The organism is Actinacidiphila glaucinigra (assembly GCF_035918135.1).
Lineage (GTDB): Bacteria > Actinomycetota > Actinomycetes > Streptomycetales > Streptomycetaceae > Actinacidiphila > Actinacidiphila glaucinigra.
In genome coordinates, this window is the sequence record NZ_CP109144.1 from 210,440 (window position 1) to 227,735 (window position 17,296).

Consider the following 17,296-nt stretch of genomic DNA (forward strand, 5'->3'; position numbering starts at 1 on the left):
GTTGTGGGGCGTGACGCACATCATGGGCATGGCCGGGCATGGATGCCGTGTGGCAGTCGCTGTTGTCTGGCGGTATGAACGAAACCCCCGATGTTCCCTTTCCGGCCCCGTCCCACTGGATCGGCGGCCGCGCGGTCCCAGGTTCCGGTCCGCTGATCGACGTCATCAACCCGGCCGACGACTCCGTGGTCGCCACCGTTGCCCAGGGCACTTCCGAGGACGTCGACAAGGCCGTGGACGCGGCGCTCGCCGCCTTCCCCGCCTGGTCGGCGACCGCCCCCGAGGACCGCATCGCCGTGATCCGGCGCGTGGCCGAAGGGATGCAGAAGCACTCCGAGGAGATCGCCGCAACGATCACCCTGGAAATGGGCGCACCGATCACGTTCTCGCGTCAGGCACAGGCCGGCTTCCCGGTGGCGTCGACCCTTGCCGCGATCGTGACGGCCGAGCGGTTCGAGTGGACCGAGACGGTGGAGAACTCGCTGATCATCCGCGAGCCCATCGGCGTCGTGGGCGCCATCACCCCCTGGAACTTCCCCCTCCAGCAGCTCGTGACCAAGGTCGTCCCGGCTCTGCTGGCCGGCAACACCGTGGTCCTCAAGCCGTCGGAGCTCTCGCCGCTGAGCGCCCGGATTTTCGCGGAGATCGCCACCGAGGCCGGTCTGCCGGCCGGTGTGCTGAACGTCGTGCAGGGCACCGGTCCGGTCGTCGGCGAGGCCATCTCGCGGCACCCGAAGATCGACATGGTGTCCTTCACCGGGTCCACGGCCGCCGGCAGGCGTGTCTCGGCCGCCGCCTCCGAGACCGTCAAGCGCGTCGCACTGGAGCTCGGTGGCAAGGCCGCCCACATCATCCTTCCCGACGCCGACCTCGACTTCGCCGTCAACCGCGGACTGGCCTACGCCTGGGGCAACGGCGGTCAGGCCTGCGGCGCCTACACGCGGATGCTCGTACCCGGCCACCTGCAGGAAACCGTCGTGGAGAAGCTGCGCGCCGCCGCCGCCGCTTACACCGTCGGCGACCCCGCCAACGAGGGCACCCGTATCGGCCCGCTCGCCTCGGAGACCCAGCGCCAGCGCGTGGACGGCTACATCCGTCGCGGCATCGCCGACGGCGCCACGCTCGTCGTCGGCGGCGCCGGCCGCCCCGAGGGCCTCGAGACCGGCGCGTACGTCAAGCCCACGATCTTCGCCGATGTCGACCCCGACTCCGCCATCGCCCAGGAGGAGATCTTCGGCCCCGTCCTCGTGGTGATCCCCTACACCGACGACGACCACGCGGTCGAGATCGCCAACGACACGGTCTACGGACTCAACGGCGCCGTCACCGGCGACGAGGAGCACGCCGTGGCAATCGCCCGGCGTCTTCGGGTCGGGCAGGTCGACGTGAACGGCGGGCCCCACAATTTCCAGGCGCCGTTCGGCGGTTACAAGCAGTCCGGCAACGGCCGGGAAATGGGCCGGGCCGGCCTTGAGGAGTTCCTCGAGACCAAGGCGATCACCCGCTGACCGACGCCGCCGATTGCCGCGGACGCTCACCGGAACGTCCGCGGCCCCGCGGCCGCCACCGGGGGGGCCGGTGGTGCGGAGTTACCCTGCGGTGTGGGTGCCCCGCAACCCGAGCGGCCCGGAACCCCCGGAACGCACAGACGAAAGGACGGGAGGGCACATGACGGACCGAGCCGGGCTGGCGGCGTTTCTCCGGGCACGCCGTGAGGCACTGCAACCCGAGGACATAGGGCTGCCGCGCGGGCGGCGCAGGCGCACCGGCGGGCTGCGCCGCGAGGAGGTGGCGGCCCTGTGCGACATGTCGGTCGACTACTACAGCCGGCTTGAGCAGCCGCGCGGCCCCCACCCCTCGGAGCAGATGCTCGCCGCGATCGCCCGCGGGCTGCACCTGTCGCTCGAGGAGCGCGACCACCTGTTCCGGCTCGCCGGTCACGCCCTGCCGCGAAGGGTGCGCCGCGGCGACCACCTCAACCCGGGCATGATGCGCATCCTGGACCGCTTGGAGGACACTCCGGCCCAGGTGATGAACCACCTGGGCGAGACGTTGAAGCAGACCCGCCTGGCCGTCGCGCTGCTCGGCGACGAGACGGCCTACACCGGGTGGTCCCGCAGCGCGCACTACCGCTGGTTCACCGATCCGTCCTCCCGCCTGGTGCCCGAGAGTGACGTCCCCGAGCAGAGCCGGCTGATGGCGGCGGACCTGTACGGCGCGTACACGCGCGACGGCGGCGACTCTCCGGCCGGCGAACTCGTCGACGCGCTCCACCAGGCCAGCCCGGAGTTCGCCGCGCTGTGGCGAGGGCATCCCGTGCTGGGCCCCTCCTGCGCAGCGAAACGCTTCCAGCACCCGCAGGTCGGACTACTGGAACTGCACTGCCAGACGCTCGTCGACCCCGACCAGTCGCAAAGGCTCCTGGTCTATACCGCGGTGCCAGGCACGGAGAGCCACACCAATCTCCAGCTCCTCTCCGTGCTCGGCTAGCGCCCGCCCGGCCAGGCGATCCGGGGGCGTCAACCCTCCCGGCGCCCGTCACGACTCCGCCGACGAGGAAGAAGGCCAGCCCGGGCTACCACAAGGCGGCCGTGACGGCGATCAGGCCCGGCCTGACCCTGCGGCCGCTCGCCAGTTCACCGCTCGTCGTGCTCCTGCCCGCCAGCCACCCCCTCGCCTCGCAGGCGGAGGCGGACCTGCGGGATCTCGCCGGTGCCCTCTTCATCGACTCGCCCGCCGGATACGGCAATCGCACCGTCGTCGACGAGCGCCGGGCAGCTGGGCGACGTGATGAAGGAGTCGGCGCAGCGCGCTCTCCTTCCTGCGCTCGCACTGCGCCGAACGGATGTCAACGCTCCCGCCTATATTCCAGGGCCTCGGCGTGGCCGTGGTCCCCGATTTCGCCGCGCTGACCGACTACCCCATGCTGCGGGTACTGAGGATCGCCGGCCCTCCGCTGCCCTGGGAACTGAGCCTGGCCACCGCGTCGCACGGCAGACCCAGCCCCGCCCTGCGGGCCCTGCTGCCGTTGCTCGACCGGCACATCAGCGGTCCTTGAGGGCGCTGACCGATCACTGCCGCGGCAAACGCCGGCAGCGCCGTCTCGCGCAAGACCTGCACGGGCTCGGCTGACGCGGCGCTCACCGCGTAAGGATCGCGCCCCTGACGATGCCGCTCCCGCGTCGAGCCTGCCGCGGGCATTGCGCGTCGAGGGCCGCTGCCCCGGGCACTGCGCGATCTCTTGACGACCTCACAAGGGCGCCACTACTTTCCGATTATCGATAGGCGATTGGATGGGAATGATCTTCAAGCGCAGCGCGCTCGCCTTGATGACGGCGACGGCAGCCATAGCACTCACCGTCACACTCCCGGCGCCCGCCCAGGCGGCCGGATCCACCCACTACGTGAGTCCCGCCGGTTCGGACACCAATCCGGGCACCTCGGGCTCTCCCTTCCGGACCGTGCAGAAGTGCGCGGCGACCGCGGTCGCCGGCGACACCTGCGTGATCGCGTCGGGGACCTACCGAGAAACCGTCACCCCGGCCCACAGCGGAACCCCTTCGGCCAGGATCACCTTCCGTGCCGCCGATGGCGCGAACGTCGTCATCGACGGCAGTGACCCGGTGACGAACTGGTCGGCGGTCTCCGCGTCCGACCTCTCCGCACTGCAGGCGGCCGATCCCTTCCTGACGGGAACGGAGTTCTCGTCCGCCGCCGCCTCCGGAAGAATCTTCCGGGCGAGTGTCGTGCTGAACGCCTCCCTCCCCGGGAACCAGGTGTTCGTCGACGGAGGCATGCTCGGCGAGGCCCAGTGGCCGTACCCGGGCAACAACCCGACCCGGCCCGTTCACTACTCGGCGGACGCCGGCACCACAACGACGCTGTACGACTCGGAACTCACCCAGCCCGCGGGCTTCTGGACCGGCGCGACACTCACCTCGCACAACTGGTTCGTCAGTGAGACCGGCACGGTGACCGCTTCCGGCCCCGGCTCCGTGACGGCGGCCGGACTGCCGTCGTGCGTCGGGCTCGGCCCCAACCAGCAGAACTTGTACTCCCTCTCGGGCAAACTCGAGGCCCTCAGCCACCCTGGTCAGTGGTTCTACGACGCGACCGCCCACCAGCTGTATCTGTGGACCGCCGACGGCGGCAACCCCGGCTCGCACGCCGTCGAGGCCAAACAGCGCAACGTGGCCATCAACTTGTCCGGGCGCTCCTACATCTCGGTCGTCGGCCTCGGAATCCGCGCCGCGACCGCGCAGACCTCGGCCACCTCCACCGGGAACGTGTTCGACGGGATACGGGCCGACTACGTCTCCCACTCCATGGACCTCGACGTCGACCCGAACAAGGTCACCCCAACCGACGCCTGCGATGTCCTGACTGCCGGCGAGACCACCACTGGCATCCTGCTGCGTGGCACTTCCAACACGCTCCGCAACAGCACCGTCGACCACAGCTCCGGCAACGGTGTCCTGATCGCCGGATCCGGCAACGTCGTGACCAACAACCGCATCACGAACGTCGATTACCGCGGCAGCTACGCCGCCGGGATCAACATCCTCGGCACAGATCAGACCGTCACGCACAACACCGTGGCCAACAGCGGACGCAGCGACATCAACATCGACAACAAGGTCGCTGGCACCATCGCCTCAGGTCACGACATCAGCTACAACGACCTGTCCGACTACGGCAATCTCGTCGTCGACGTCGGAGCGATCTACATCTGCTGCAACGTCAACCTCGCAGGCACCACGATCCACCACAACCTGCTCCATGACGCCGCGCCGCTCGCAGCCAGCGCCCCGGCACCCGGCGTGTACCTGGACCTGTCCACCTACAACGCGACCGTCCACAATAACGTCGCGTGGAACGGCACCACCTACGGTGTCGTGCTGATCAACCCGAACGGCGGAAGCACTTCGGGCAACAAGATCTACAACAACACCAGCGGAACCGACCCGAAATCCGTCAGCCTGTTCGGCGGCACCTACACGACAACGGAAGTGGCCAACAACATCGGCGACGCCGACACCGCGGCAGGTGTCACCTCGTCCAGCAACCTCGCACACACCACCAATCCGTTGTTCACCAACCCCACAGCGCTCGACTTCAGTCTCACCTCGTCCTCGCCCGCACGCGGTGCCGCGGTGGTGCGACCGCCGGCCACGGACGGGTACACCGATCCCGCACCGAGCATCGGCGCCTACCAGTACGGCGTGCCCACGTGGCAAGGCGGGACCCGCATGGCGCGGGCGATCGTCCAGGGCGAGTCGTACACCAGCAGCAGTGGCGTCTCCACGCACAGCGCGGGCACCGGCACCGTGATGGGCAGTTTCGACGGCGGCGACTGGGCACAGTACGGCGGCGTCGACTTCGGCAGCGGCCGTAACCTGTTCTCGGCGAGCATCGGCAGTGAACTGCCCTACTCAGGCGGCCGGTTCGAGATCCGGATCGACTCACTGACCGGACCCGTCATCGGAACCGTCACCGTCGAGAACACCGGCGGCTTCGACACCTTCCTGACCAAGACGGTCCCCATCACCCTCACCAGTGGCACGCACGACGTGTACCTCAAGGCCCTCGGGACCGGGCCCGGGGTCGCCAACATCGACCACTTCTCGGTGGAACGGATCGCCTCGCAGGTGGAGGCGGAGTCAGCCAACGCCTCGTCGGGCACCACAGTCGCCACCGGGGGGACCGGCAAGGTCGCGGGATCCTTCGACGGCGGTGACTCCCTCACCTTCCGCTCGGTCGACTTCGGCACCGGCCGGACCGTCTTCGCGGCAAACCTTGCCGTCGACCCGGCCTACGCCGGGCAGTCCTTCGCCGTCCGGCTCGGCAGCTGCTCCGGCACGACCGTCGGAACGATGACGGTCGCGTCCACCGGCGGCTGGTCGGCGTACAGAACCCAGTCCACCCCGATCGCCCCCACCAGCGGAGTCCACGACGTGGTCCTCGTCGCTCTCGGCAACAGGGCAGGAGTGGCGAACGTGGACTGGTTCTCCTTCGAGTGACCCCGATCCCCGTGAGCCCGGCCCCGAGGGGCCGGGCTCGCGGGGCCGGGCTCGCAGGCAGGGGCTGGCCTCGGCCCCGTACGCGCTGATCGGTGGCCCGGGTCAGATTTCCGAGAACAGCAGGACACTCCAGGGCGCGATCGCCTCCTGGAACGCGAAACGGCCCGTGCCGTCGGCGTACCGGACCGTGTGGCCGGTCGCGCACGCGGCCTCGCGGAGCGCCTGGGCCTGCTTTCTGGTGACGGATTCCGCGGCGCGCCCATGGCCTTCCACACGGCGGAGGGCGTTGCCGTGGTCCTGCTCCAGTGCGCTGATGGCGATGGCCGCGCCGGGAGGCAGTCCGCTCAGTTCGATGCTCAGGAGCCGGGGCACTCCGGTGGCCGGCGTCCGTTCCGCGACCTCGCGGCTTCCGAACGACCCCGGCGGCGCCTGGCTCACCTCTGGCGGGTAGTGGTAGACGAGCGCGGACAGCCGGCCATCGGAGCTGTCCCGGGTGACGACAGCGCCCCCGGTCTGGGCGAGCAGTTCACCGCCCAGCCGGTTCATCAGCATCCCGGTGGACGAACATGTCGTCGTCCAGCAGGCCGTGGAGCGGGCGTGACGGAAGCCGGCGGCATCGGCCCCGGTGCGCAGATGCTCCTGCCAGGTTGCCCGCAGCCCCTCGGCAGCGCGGCCCGCGCCGATGCAGGTGTTCCAGAAGTGGGTGAAGGGGCGTCCCGGGACCTGCCGGTCCGCGATGTTCAGGGGTGTCGTCATGGTCCCGCTGGTCCGTCCTCTGTATAAGCAAGGAAGTCGCCGGGCCGGCGCTGGGGGCCGCCGACGGGTCACAGCCCGTAGGCGGTGAGGGCCGTCCGGTGCCAGAAGTCGTCGCGCTCGGCATCCGTCAGATCGCCGAGGTGCTCGCTGAGCGTTCGCACGCTCGCGCCGAGGGCGCGGCCGGCCGTCGAGACCGGCCAGTCGGATCCGTACATCAGCCTGCGGGATCCGAAGAACTCGAAGGCGATCCGGAGCAGGCGCCGCAGGGGTTCTCCAGGGCTGTCTTCCATCCGCAGCCCGGAGACCTTGACGGTCAGGTTCGGCAGTTCCGCCAGGACGCCCATGGCGGCGCGATGGGCGGCCGCCGACCGCCCCGGGGGACACACCTGTGGCAGATGGTCGAGTGCGAAGCGGTTGGCGGGATACGCCGCGACCAGGTGAACGACGGCGCCCAGCCGTCCGGGGTCCGGAACAAGCAGGTCCACGGTGAGGCCTCGCTCGGCGAGCAGCGCCATCGCCGCCGGATCCGGTCCCGGACCCGCGGCGTCGAGCATGCGTGCGTCGCGAACGCCCACCACCGGGGCGGTGGCGGTCGCTCTGTCAGGAGTCCGGTCCCCGAAAATCGCGACGTGACGACTGATTCGTGGGCTGCTTAGGTCGACGGCCGCCACCACGCCCAGGGTCGGTATGCCGGCGGAGGTCTCCGCCCGACGGAGCCAGGCGAGTTCGGCCGCCGATTCCTCCGCCTGGACGCAGACCGCCCCGGCCAGCGGCAGGCCCTGTGCCGCGGCACCGTGGTCGGGGCGGTCGAAGGTGCGGCGCAGTGGAGCGGCGCCCGGGTCGTCGAGCCATGCGTGGCGGTTCAGGGCGAGGTTCCACTGGTGGCAGTGGGCGTCGATGATCACGGCAGCGGCGCCAGCGGGTCGAGCAGCCCGGCCGCCCTCAGGTCCTCCCACAACCGGCCGGGCAGCGGAAGCCGGACCAGGTCCAGATTCTCGACGACCTCCGCGGGCGTCGCGGCACCTACCAGGACGGTCGTCACCGCGGGATGGCCCAGGGGGAACTGCAGGGCGGCCGCCCTGAGCGGCACGGCGTGACTCGTGCAGACCTCCTTGATCCTCAGGGCGCGCGCGAGCACGTCGTCGGGCACGGGTCGGTAGTTGTACGGAGCGCCGGGCCGGGGGTCGGCGAGCAACCCGGAGTTGTACACCCCACCGGCAATGACGTCGACCCCGCGCCGGACGCACAGAGGCAGCAGATCCTCCAGTGCGGGCTGTTCCAGCAGGGTGTAGCGACCGGCGATCAGGACGCAGTCCAGATCCGCTCGCCGCACCAGTTCGGACAGCAATCCGTTGCTGTTCATGCCCGCGCCGACAGCCTGGATCACGCCCTCGTCCCGCAGCCTGATCAGGGCCGGCACGGCCTGCGTGACGGCCTCGTCCATGTGGTCGTCCGGGTCATGCACATGGACGATGTCGAGCCGGTCGACCCCGAGCCGCCGCATACTGCATTCCAGGCTCCGCCTGATGTCATCGCCACCGAACGCCGGCCGGGGGGGTCGTCCTTCGCCGATCAACCACCCCACCTTGGTCGACAGCCGGAACGTCCGACGCCCAGTGGCAGCAAGTGCCTCGCCGACCCGCCGCTCGGACAGCCCGTCACCGTACTTGGGCGCCGTGTCCAGCAGCCCGGCCCCCGCCTCGATACCCGCGACCACCGTCGCGACAGCCGTGCCAGGATCGACCGGCCCGTACAGGTCGCCAATGGGGGCGCAGCCCAGCCCGAACGCGTTCCGCGGCGGGGCCGGCGTGTCACCGGTCATGAGGGTCGGGCCGCCCGCCACTGCTCGTACTCGGCACGGCTGTCCGGGCTGAGAGGGTAGTAGTCGGACAGGCGCGCGCCGGCGTCGATCCGCATACGGCTGAAGACCTCCCACTCCTCGTGGTCCGAGGCGCTCCGCACGACCTGCTCGGACTTGGCGCGGGGGACGACCACCGCGCCGTCGTCGTCCGCCACGACCATGTCGCCGGGCAGACACAGCACGCCGCCGGTCGCGACGGGGACGTCGTAAGCCCATGGGAACAGTTCGGACTGGGAGGCGTAGTGCGGCGTGGTTCCCGTGCACCAGATGGGAACACCGAGGCGGCGCACTCGCTCGGAGTCGCGGATGCGGCCGTCGACGACGATTCCGGCGCCGCCCTTCTTCTTGAAGTAACGCACGAGCATGTCACCGAAGCAGCCGGTGAAGGCGCTGCCGTAGGCCTGGACGACGAGGACGTCGCCGGGGCGGACGGCCTCCAGTACCGCCCACAGCGCCGTGTTGCGTTCGACGTACTCCTGGCCGAGTCCGCTGGCCACGTCTTCGCGCTGGGGCATGAACTGCAGGGTGAGCGCGGGGCCGGTGATCTTCGTCCCGGGCTCCATCGACATGGGTCCCTCTACGAAGGTGCGCCGGATGCCGAGTTCGTGGAGTTTGGCACAGGCCGTGGCGGAACTCACGCGGCTCAGCCCGTCGACGAGAGTGCGGTCGGGGCGGGTCCAGGGCTCCCCGCGGACGGGCAGCGGCCACACCGTGGGCGGCTCCTCGGTGGCGGTCCTGTGTTGTGCGGTGTCGGATGCGGTGTCGAGGGGGACTGCGGCGGACCGGTGGGTCACAGGTGGCTCCGGGAAGTGTGTGTGGGGGAGGGCAGGCGATGATGGGTGGGAGTGAGAGCGTTCAGGCGCATGTCGAGGACGAGCCGGATCTCGCGTCCGGGCGGCAGGACGATGTCGATGCGGTTGCTCTGTACGTCCAGGCTGTGATCCGTGCGCGGCGGTGCGGGGATGCGGTAGTCGTGCGGGTCACCGGGATAGCTGTCGGCGGCCTCGGCCGCCGACCAGTGCACGGCGGTGATGAGGTGTTCGCCGAACGTCCCGGCGAGCAGGCCGAGCCGACGGGTCCGCAGGACACCGAGGTTGACCAGCCGGACGGTGGCGGAGTCCGGGCCGATGTACTCGACCAGCGCCGCGACGTCGGCGGGCAGGCCGGGGCGGCGGCTGTCGAGGTCGGACCATCGCAGGCGGGCCAGCGGCAGACCCCCGTTGTAGATGGTCTGCGGGGCCCCGGTGGTCAGCTGGGTGAGGATCTCGGTCACGACGGGGTTGAGGCGCTGCCAGTGGTGCAGATCGGTCTTCTCCGGCGGGGTGTCGTCGGCGGCGATCAGCGCCATCCGGCGGGAGACCTGGCCCAGTGCCAGACGCAGTGCCGCCTCGGGGTAGCCGGGGTTGTCCCCCGCGAGGTAGGCGAGCCACGGTGGTTCGTGCCCGGCTTCCTCCTTGCCGCGGAACGCGCGTACGGCGGTCCAGTCGTAGCCGGCGGCGTCGCGCAGCGCGTCCAGGCGGGCCCGGTCCTGGTCCTGCATGCCGAACCACCACAGCCAGGTCCAGTAGGCGACTTGAGCGGGCTGGTGGTCGAACCACCCCTGGAGTCCGACGCGGGTGGGCAGCAGGCCGACGGGGCGCTCGGCGTCGTCCTGGAGGACCGGTTTCCAGGTGTGGTCCTGGCTGGCCGGCTCCTCGCCGATCAGGCCGGTGCGGCGTTGTTCCCAGACCTGGTCGAGCGGACGGCGGGCCAGGTCCAGGGGTGCGAGGTCACCTCCGACGAGGGAGGCGCTGATGGCACCGACCAGTGCCGCCGCGCCGACCGAGTGGACGCCGTGCGGCCAGGTCCAACCGTAGTGGCCGCCGAACCAGCGGCCGCTGTGGTACTCCCCCACGGTGCCCGTCAGCCCGACGTTGTCGGGCATCGCGTCACAGGCGTCGGCTCGTTCGCGCCACGCGTCGACGTACTCGGTCACCCAAGAGGAGAAGCGGGGGTCGTGGTCGTAGAGCCAGGCGTTGACCGCGAGCGCGGTCGCGGCCAGGTTGACGGCGGTGTCGCCGCGACCGAGACGGTCTCGCATGGCGTGCCCCATCCGCACGGCGAGGACGGGGTCGTCGAGGTCCTCCCAGTTCTCGATGCCGGGGACGTCCTGCAGGGGCAGGCCATAGACGCGCATACCGGGCTGGTCGGCGGCGAAGGCGTCGTCCCACTGCGGGCCGAGGCCCAGCCTGGGGCCCTCCGCGCCGTTGTGCGGCGCCCGGACGACGCGGGCGTGCGGGTCGTAGGTGCCAGTGTCGCTGCCGGGCAGGTACTGCTCGGCGAAACGCACGGCGCGGCGCCGGAACGCCTCGTCCGCAGGGTCGGCGGCGCAGATGCCGTAAAACATCAGCATCGCCTCACCCTGGTGAAACCAGTCGTAGCCGCGCTCGAACTCATCCTTGAGCAGCCCGAGTTCGGTGAGCTGCGCGGTGACGCCCTCCCAGTGCCGCTTGACCGCGGGCAGCAGGTCGTCCGCGCCACCGAGGAGATAGAGGGCGGGCCAGTTGAAGAACGCCTCGTAGAAGTCGTCGGCGCCGTCGCGGTCCTCGATCGTTCCCTCGTGGCACAGGCGGCCGTCGGCTTCGGTGTACCGGTCACGGAAGGCCCGCCAGGCGATGTCGAGATCGTCGAACAGCCGGCGCTGAAGGACCGCCCAGGCCGGTGGCGGGCCGGTGGGGCTGGTCGCGGTGATCACGAGCGCCGCGTCCGTGCGGCTGGTTTCCGGGTCGGGGGTCATGTCAGCCCTTCGTCGCGCCGGCCGTCAGGCCGCTGATGATGTGCCGCTGCATGATCACGAAGAAGGCGAGCGCGGGGGCGATGGCGAGCAGCAGGTTGGGGAAGACCACGGCGTAGTGGGTGGAGTACTTGCCGACGGCCGCGTACACGCCGGTGGTGACGGTGTAGAGGCCGCTGCCCGGACCGAGGATGATCTGCGGGTTCGCGAAGTCGTTCCAGACGCCGAGCGTGTGCAGGATGACCGCGGTCGCCACGATGGGCCGCATCAGCGGGAACACGATCAGCCAGAAGGTCCGCAGCCGCCCCGCGCCGTCGACCGCAGCGGCCTGGTCGAGCTCCCGGGGCACGGTGCGGATGTACGCGCTGTACAGGAACACCGAGACCGGCAGGGTCAGCGTGGTCTCGAACAGCACGAAACCGGGGACCGTGCCCATCAGGCCGAGGTACTTCAGCACGTAGACGACGGGGATGAGCAGCACCTGGCTGGGCACGAAGGTTCCGGCGACGAACAACAGCAGCAGCCCGGTGTGCCATCGGGACGTCCCCCTGGCGATCACGTACGAGACGGGCGCCGCCACCAGCAGCGACAGCACGTTGACCAGGACGACGAACAGCGCCGTGATGCCGTACGCCTTCACCACGTTGAAGTCGGGGTTGTGCAGGGCGTCGGCCAGGTGGGACAGACTCAGCCGCGACAGCGGCAGCCCGAACGGGGAGGTCCGGATGTCCTGTTCCGACTTGAACGCGTTGACCACCAGCACCCACAGCGGCACCAGCATGACGAGGGCCCCGACACCCAGCACCGCGGCCCGCGCCACCCGCACCCCGCGGCCCGGTCCGCGGGGACGGTCCGGCCGCCCCGCGGCTTGACCACCGGGTCCGGTTCCTGGAGCAGGGGCAGGCGGCGGCCCGGCGGCGGCCGTCATGGTGGCAGTGCCGGAGGATCCGGTCAGGGCGGGCGGTGACTGGTGGGTCATGCCGAGACTCCCGTGTCGGCGCGGCGGCGCAGCAGGGTGACGGCCAGGGCGGCGATACCGGTGACCACGGTCAGCACGACCGACTGGGCGGAGCCGTACCCCAGCATGTTGTTCTGGAAGGACTCCGACAGGATCAGGTATGCCGCGGTCTGCGTGGTCCCCGCCGGTCCGCCGCCGGTCAGCGAGAGAACCAGGTCGTACGTGCGCAGCAGTGAGACCAGCGTGAGGACGAGGTTCACGGTGACGATCGGGGCGATCATCGGCAGGGTGACGCTGCGCAGCGTCCGCCACCGGCCGGCCCCGTCGATGCGCGCGGCCTCGATCAGCGAGGCGGGGACGGTCTGGAGTCCCGCGATGTAGAGCACGAGGGTGAAGCCGAACCCGGACCAGACGATGACGGTGATCAAACTGACCAGCGCCCAGCCGGGCATGGACAGGAACGGCAGTCCGGCGTGGCCGACGGCCTCAAGGACGGTGTTGACGGCGCCGTTGGTCGACAGCAGGGCGGACCACAGGAACCCGATGATCAGCGCGCTGATGACGTACGGATAGAAGAACACGGTCCGCAGCAGGGTGTTGAGGCGCCCCGGGGTGGAGATGGCCAGCGCCGTGCCGAGACCGGCGAGATTGATCGCGACGGTGCCAGCCACGGCGATGACCGCCGTGGTGACCGCCGCATCCCTTACCTCGGGGTCGTCCAGCAGCACACGGTAGTTGTGCAGGCCGATCACGGCCGGCTGGGCAGTGTAGCCATCCCAGTCGGTCAGGCTCAGGTAGCCCGACAGCACCAGCGGGACCAGCATCATGACGGTGAACAGCACGATCGCGGGAGCGGTCATCACTACGCCGGCCAGCCGCTCGCGGGTGCGCGCGGAAACCGGCCGGGCTCGACGCGGTGCGACCGCGGGCTGTGAGGTGTGACTGGTCACTTGGGCTGCGCCTTGAGCCAGGCATCAACGTTCTTCAGCGCCGAGGCCGGATCCGCCCCGGTGTACAGGCTTTGGATCTCCTTGTTCGCCGCGTCCTCGAAGCCCGCGGGCATCTGGTACTCACCGCTGCCGACGATCGCCTGGTTGTCCTTCGAGGCGTCGAAGAGCTTCTGCACCTCGTCGGCCAGTGGGGAGAGCTGGTACGGGTAGCCGGTGCGGAAGGAGGAGTCCTGCTTGAGCTGGCTCTCCACCGCCGCGTGATCGGTGGTGAGGAACTCCACCAGCTTGGCCGCGGCGTTCTGGTGCTTGCTCGCCTTGAAGATCCGGTAGTTGGCCCCGGGAGTGACCGCGAGACGCGCGGGGCCGGAGCTGTTGAGCTGGGGGGCGGCGAACACCCCGACCTCGAAGTTCTTCTTGGCCTGGGCCTCAGCGGCCACGAACCAGCACCCCATCGGGTACAGCGCTGATTTGCCGGACAGGAACTCGGACTCGCCCTCGGGGTACTTCACGCCCAGCGCGTTCTTGTCCACATAGCCCTTGTCCAGCCAGGACTTGTACAGGGCCAGCGACGGTCCCAGGTCCTTGCTCAGCGTCTGCTTGCCGGCGGCCGCCTTCCGGAACCAGTCGGCGTCGCCGGCCGTGAGGGTGGGGTCGAAGAGCATCATGACCTGCGCCTGGGTGACCCACTCCCCCGCCGTCTGCATGGGCAGGTAGCCGGCCTTCTTGAGCTTGGCCATGTCGGCGGTGAGTTCCTGCATGCTCGTCGGCGGCTCGGTGATGCCCGCCCTGGTGAAGGCCGTCTTGTTGTAGAAGATCAACGACTGCGCCTGCTGCCCGATCGACACGTCGTACAGACGGCCGTCGCGGCGCTGGGCGTCCGCCATGGGGGCCGAGGCGGCCCACTGCAGGTCGGAAAGATCACGCAGCTGCGGCAGGACCTTGACACTGTGAGAGCCCTCGACTACGTCCGGGGGGTTGCCTGCGGCGAGCAGCTGGGGAAGCGTGGTGTCCACTCCTCCGTCCGACGAGGTGGGGGCGTCGATCTGGACCTTGATCCCGGGGTTCGCCTTCTCGAAGGGGGCGACCAGCCCCCTCCAGTAGGACTTGGTCAGGTTGGGCGTGATGTTCACCAACATCCGCACCGTGCCCGTGGCTCCCGACTTCGGGTCGCTGGAGTCGGTGGACGCGAAACCGCCACCCCCACATCCGGCCACCAGGCTGACGACGACCATGGTCGCCCCCGCCACACCCAGGAACCTGCTGGGTCTGTTCCCCTCGCTTGACCTGCTGCGTCTCATGACACCCTCTCGGCCGATTCGCGACTATCGATAGACGATATGATGTAGCCCGTCATCCGGATGTCAAGAGCCGGTAACAAAATCAAAGCGATCATCGATAGAATCAAGCGGTCTAACGAGGGAGGCACCATGGCAAGCGCCATCGGACAGCCGCTGACGCGGGTCCTGCTGTCCGACCAGGTGTACACAAGGGTCCGCGGCCTGATCATCAGCGGTGAACTGAAGCCAGGCGACCGACTGGTGGAGTCCGCGATCGCCCGCCAGCTCGCCGTCAGCCAAGCGCCGGTCCGGGAAGCGGTGAAGCGCCTGGTGCACGAGGGCCTCGCCGAACACGTCCCGCGCCGCGGCAGCTTCGTCGCCTCGGTGTCGCAGAGCGACGCCGACTCCGCCCGGTCCGTCCGGGTGGTTATCGAGGAACTCGCCGCCCGCACTGTGGCCGCGGCCCCGCCGCCGGCCGCGATGGAGGGGCTTCGCACGCAGGTCGAGGCCATGCGAGAGGCCGCGAGGGAAGGCGACGTCGGACGTTTCCGGGACGCTGACATCAGCTTCCACCGGCTCGTCTGCGAGGCCAGCGGCAATCCGTTCCTCCCAAAGGTCTGGGCTGTTATGGAACCCAGCCTGCGCGCCTTGCGCGTAGTGTCGGACCCGCTGTTCACCGGCGACTGGGGCAGGATGGCCGACCACCACGCCGACCTCCTCTCGGCTCTTGAGTCCGGCGATCCGGACACCGCCGCAGCTCAGTTCGCCGCCCACGCCCGCGGTGACGACGGCATCGACGGCGACTGACACAGCGACCGGCGCAGGTGGGACGCTGTCTTTCCGGTCAGAGGCTGGCCGACCACACCACCACCGATATCGATCAAAGAGAGATCAGGTGTGGATCCGATGGGGGTGAGCGTCGTCAGGCCGCAGCCTTAAGGCCCGGCTTTGCCAAGGCCGTGAGGACACCTACGGGGACGTCTCGACGTCCTTCCTCGCCTCCTGGCTGCTGGCCAACGCCACTCCCGACGTGCCCGTCGACGCCCCGCCGTTGCTGGTGTACACATCCGGACTGTGACCCGGGTTTGGGTGAGTGTCGTTCTGAGGAGGTCGGCTTCGGTGACGGTCAGACGGCCCATCAGGGGGCATAGGGATCCGGCAACCTGCGCGCCCGATCCGCGGGACGCCCGCACAGCCCCCGGGGGCGGAAACACAACGCGTCTGCCGAAGGCATCATCACCTGGGGTTCATCCCCGCGGACGCAGTGAGCACTTCTTGTTCACCCTGCACGCGCACGTGCATTCGAGGTCATCTCCGCAGGCACGGAGAGCACAATCCTGACCTGTGGTTTAGGCCTGGCAGTAGCAACCACCCTGCTGACTTCCAGAGAATCGACACACGTTACAGAAGGTTCGCGCGGTTTCCGTGGGTGAAGAGCGTCTTGTCTCGTGCTCGGTCGGCCTGCAGAGCGATTGGGCCGCGGCAGCCGCGTGGTGCCCGCGCCGAGGTCCGGCACCGTGACCATGCGTCGCGCTACAGGGAGGCGGTCGCGAACGACACACCGGTCAGACGCTCTGACACGCCCCACAGGCGCGTGGCGTCCTCCTCTCTGCGAGCCGACTTGTAGATCGTCAGCTCGGTCGAGGCACCCGTGAACTGGCCGATGCCGTCGGGGCCGTAAAGACGGCCGCCCCCGGCGTCGGGGCTGGTCGCCGCGTACAGAGGAGGAAGCAGCCCGGCGTCCACGGTCTGCGCGAAGAGTCCCCAGCGAGCGAGGCGCCGCATGATCGCCTCGTGTGGCGCCGGCCGGGACCGCCCGAGGTTGGGGCCGGACGCGTACAGGTTCGTGAGGGTCGTGCCGGGGTGGGCGGCGTTGCTGGTCACGCCCCAGCCACCGGCGGCGCTGAGACGTTGCAGTTGCAGGGCGAACAGCAGATCGGCGAGCTTCGACAAACCGTACGCCCGGATCGGGGCGTAGCGCCTCTCGCTCTGCAGGTCGTCCCAGGGAATCCGGATACCGCGTGCCGCGCTGCTGGTCATGGTGGTCACTCGAGCGCGGCCGGCCTGCAGCAGTGGCATCAGCCGTCCGGTGAGCGCGAAGTGGCCGAGATAGTTGGTTCCGAACTGCAACTCGAATCCATCCGCGGTGCTGTGCCGGGTGGGCGGTGTCATCACGCCGGCGTTGTTGACCAGCAGATGGACGGGTCGGCCGTCCAAGATCAAGGCGTCCGCCAGACATCCGACCGATTCCAGGGACGCCAGATCGAGCTCGCGAGTGGAGACCGCCGCCTCGGGGGTGGTCGACCTGATCCGCTGGACCGCCGCGGCACCCTTGACCGGATTGCGCACCGGGAGGATCAATTCGGCGCCCGCGCCGGCAAGGCGCTCGGCCAGACCAAGGCCCACTCCGTCGCTGGCCCCTGTCACGACGGCGAGCTTTCCCCGCAGATCCGGCACGGCGACGTCCTTCATCGAATGCTCCTTGTCATGAGGCCTCGGCTGCATTGCCACGTTCCTGGTCCCAGGGTGAACGCACCCTCCCTCTCACAGCCATGCTCTGAGGGAACATGGCTGTGAGAGGGAAAGGGCGACGGCTCAGCGCAGGCCGAACGCCCGGATCACGGTCTGGCTCACCGCGTTGCCCGCCGAGTCCTTGGCAGCACTCGCCTTCAGCGACACGAAGGATGTCTTGCCGGGGGCG

Annotated in this window: 15 protein-coding genes; 6 read left to right on the plus strand and 9 right to left on the minus strand. The window is 69.6% G+C overall.

Annotation, left to right across the window (positions count from 1 at the left end; translation table 11 throughout):
* Positions 1-74: 74 nt before the first annotated feature.
* From OIE69_RS01045 to OIE69_RS01060, 5 genes are all read left to right on the plus strand, one after another.
* Positions 75-1,508 carry an aldehyde dehydrogenase family protein gene (locus tag OIE69_RS01045; protein ID WP_326570026.1) on the plus strand — a complete coding sequence of 478 codons (1,434 nt, stop codon included), beginning with the start codon at positions 75-77 and terminating at the stop codon, positions 1,506-1,508.
* Positions 1,509-1,668: 160 nt separating this feature from the next.
* A complete protein-coding gene (locus OIE69_RS01050) occupies positions 1,669-2,490 on the plus strand; it encodes a helix-turn-helix transcriptional regulator (protein ID WP_326570027.1) in 822 nt (273 codons plus the stop codon).
* A gap of 101 nt (positions 2,491-2,591) precedes the next feature.
* Positions 2,592-2,912, plus strand: a complete 321-nt coding sequence (locus OIE69_RS44680) for a LysR substrate-binding domain-containing protein (protein ID WP_392567440.1) — start codon at positions 2,592-2,594, stop codon at positions 2,910-2,912.
* A complete protein-coding gene (locus tag OIE69_RS01055) occupies positions 2,882-3,058 on the plus strand; it encodes a hypothetical protein (protein WP_326570028.1) in 177 nt (58 codons plus the stop codon). Before OIE69_RS44680 ends, OIE69_RS01055 begins: the two co-directional genes overlap by 31 nt.
* A gap of 235 nt (positions 3,059-3,293) precedes the next feature.
* Positions 3,294-6,020: a carbohydrate-binding protein gene (locus OIE69_RS01060; RefSeq protein ID WP_326570029.1), complete on the plus strand. Its 2,727-nt coding sequence runs from the start codon at positions 3,294-3,296 to the stop codon at positions 6,018-6,020.
* Between the two features lie 102 nt (positions 6,021-6,122).
* Here OIE69_RS01060 and OIE69_RS01065 read toward each other — a convergent pair whose 3' ends face one another.
* The 8 genes from OIE69_RS01065 to OIE69_RS01100 form a co-directional block, all read right to left on the minus strand.
* Positions 6,123-6,776, minus strand: coding sequence for a hypothetical protein (locus OIE69_RS01065; RefSeq protein ID WP_326570030.1), 654 nt, complete (start codon positions 6,774-6,776; stop codon positions 6,123-6,125).
* 68 nt (positions 6,777-6,844) lie between these two features.
* Positions 6,845-7,681 carry an amidohydrolase family protein gene (locus OIE69_RS01070; RefSeq protein WP_326570031.1) on the minus strand — a complete coding sequence of 279 codons (837 nt, stop codon included), beginning with the start codon at positions 7,679-7,681 and terminating at the stop codon, positions 6,845-6,847.
* Positions 7,678-8,598, minus strand: a complete 921-nt coding sequence (locus OIE69_RS01075; RefSeq protein ID WP_326580892.1) for an aldo/keto reductase — start codon at positions 8,596-8,598, stop codon at positions 7,678-7,680. Before OIE69_RS01075 ends, OIE69_RS01070 begins: the two co-directional genes overlap by 4 nt.
* Positions 8,595-9,431, minus strand: coding sequence for an RraA family protein (locus tag OIE69_RS01080; RefSeq protein ID WP_326570032.1), 837 nt, complete (start codon positions 9,429-9,431; stop codon positions 8,595-8,597). Before OIE69_RS01080 ends, OIE69_RS01075 begins: the two co-directional genes overlap by 4 nt.
* Positions 9,428-11,413 carry a hypothetical protein gene (locus OIE69_RS01085; protein ID WP_326570033.1) on the minus strand — a complete coding sequence of 662 codons (1,986 nt, stop codon included), beginning with the start codon at positions 11,411-11,413 and terminating at the stop codon, positions 9,428-9,430. Before OIE69_RS01085 ends, OIE69_RS01080 begins: the two co-directional genes overlap by 4 nt.
* A gap of 1 nt (position 11,414) precedes the next feature.
* Entirely contained in the window at positions 11,415-12,191 is a 777-nt protein-coding gene (locus tag OIE69_RS01090) for a carbohydrate ABC transporter permease (RefSeq protein ID WP_326580894.1), read from the minus strand.
* 194 nt (positions 12,192-12,385) lie between these two features.
* Positions 12,386-13,228 carry a carbohydrate ABC transporter permease gene (locus OIE69_RS01095; RefSeq protein ID WP_326570034.1) on the minus strand — a complete coding sequence of 281 codons (843 nt, stop codon included), beginning with the start codon at positions 13,226-13,228 and terminating at the stop codon, positions 12,386-12,388.
* A gap of 86 nt (positions 13,229-13,314) precedes the next feature.
* A complete protein-coding gene (locus tag OIE69_RS01100; protein WP_326570035.1) occupies positions 13,315-14,565 on the minus strand; it encodes an ABC transporter substrate-binding protein in 1,251 nt (416 codons plus the stop codon).
* Between the two features lie 180 nt (positions 14,566-14,745).
* Here OIE69_RS01100 and OIE69_RS01105 point away from each other — a divergent pair, with 180 nt between their 5' ends.
* On the plus strand, positions 14,746-15,402 hold the full coding sequence (locus tag OIE69_RS01105; protein ID WP_326570036.1) for a GntR family transcriptional regulator: 657 nt from the start codon (positions 14,746-14,748) through the stop codon (positions 15,400-15,402).
* A gap of 726 nt (positions 15,403-16,128) precedes the next feature.
* On the opposite strand, the gene OIE69_RS01110 is transcribed toward OIE69_RS01105, so the two are convergent.
* Positions 16,129-17,067, minus strand: coding sequence for an SDR family oxidoreductase (locus tag OIE69_RS01110; RefSeq protein ID WP_326570037.1), 939 nt, complete (start codon positions 17,065-17,067; stop codon positions 16,129-16,131).
* Between the last annotated feature and the right edge of the window lie 229 nt (positions 17,068-17,296).

What these genes read in the sequence shown, in the direction of transcription:
- OIE69_RS01045 (WP_326570026.1), top strand. Translation starts at nt 75, where the DNA reads ATGAACGAAACCCCCGATGTTCCCTTTCCGGCCCCGTCCCACTGGATC.
- OIE69_RS01050 (WP_326570027.1), top strand. Translation starts at nt 1,669, where the DNA reads ATGACGGACCGAGCCGGGCTGGCGGCGTTTCTCCGGGCACGCCGTGAG.
- OIE69_RS01060 (WP_326570029.1), top strand. Translation starts at nt 3,294, where the DNA reads ATGGGAATGATCTTCAAGCGCAGCGCGCTCGCCTTGATGACGGCGACG.
- OIE69_RS01065 (WP_326570030.1), bottom strand. Translation starts at nt 6,776, where the DNA reads ATGACGACACCCCTGAACATCGCGGACCGGCAGGTCCCGGGACGCCCC.
- OIE69_RS01075 (WP_326580892.1), bottom strand. Translation starts at nt 8,598, where the DNA reads ATGACCGGTGACACGCCGGCCCCGCCGCGGAACGCGTTCGGGCTGGGC.
- OIE69_RS01085 (WP_326570033.1), bottom strand. Translation starts at nt 11,413, where the DNA reads ATGACCCCCGACCCGGAAACCAGCCGCACGGACGCGGCGCTCGTGATC.
- OIE69_RS01090 (WP_326580894.1), bottom strand. Translation starts at nt 12,191, where the DNA reads ATGCTGGTGCCGCTGTGGGTGCTGGTGGTCAACGCGTTCAAGTCGGAA.
- OIE69_RS01095 (WP_326570034.1), bottom strand. Translation starts at nt 13,228, where the DNA reads ATGACCGCTCCCGCGATCGTGCTGTTCACCGTCATGATGCTGGTCCCG.
- OIE69_RS01105 (WP_326570036.1), top strand. Translation starts at nt 14,746, where the DNA reads ATGGCAAGCGCCATCGGACAGCCGCTGACGCGGGTCCTGCTGTCCGAC.
- OIE69_RS01110 (WP_326570037.1), bottom strand. Translation starts at nt 17,067, where the DNA reads ATGAAGGACGTCGCCGTGCCGGATCTGCGGGGAAAGCTCGCCGTCGTG.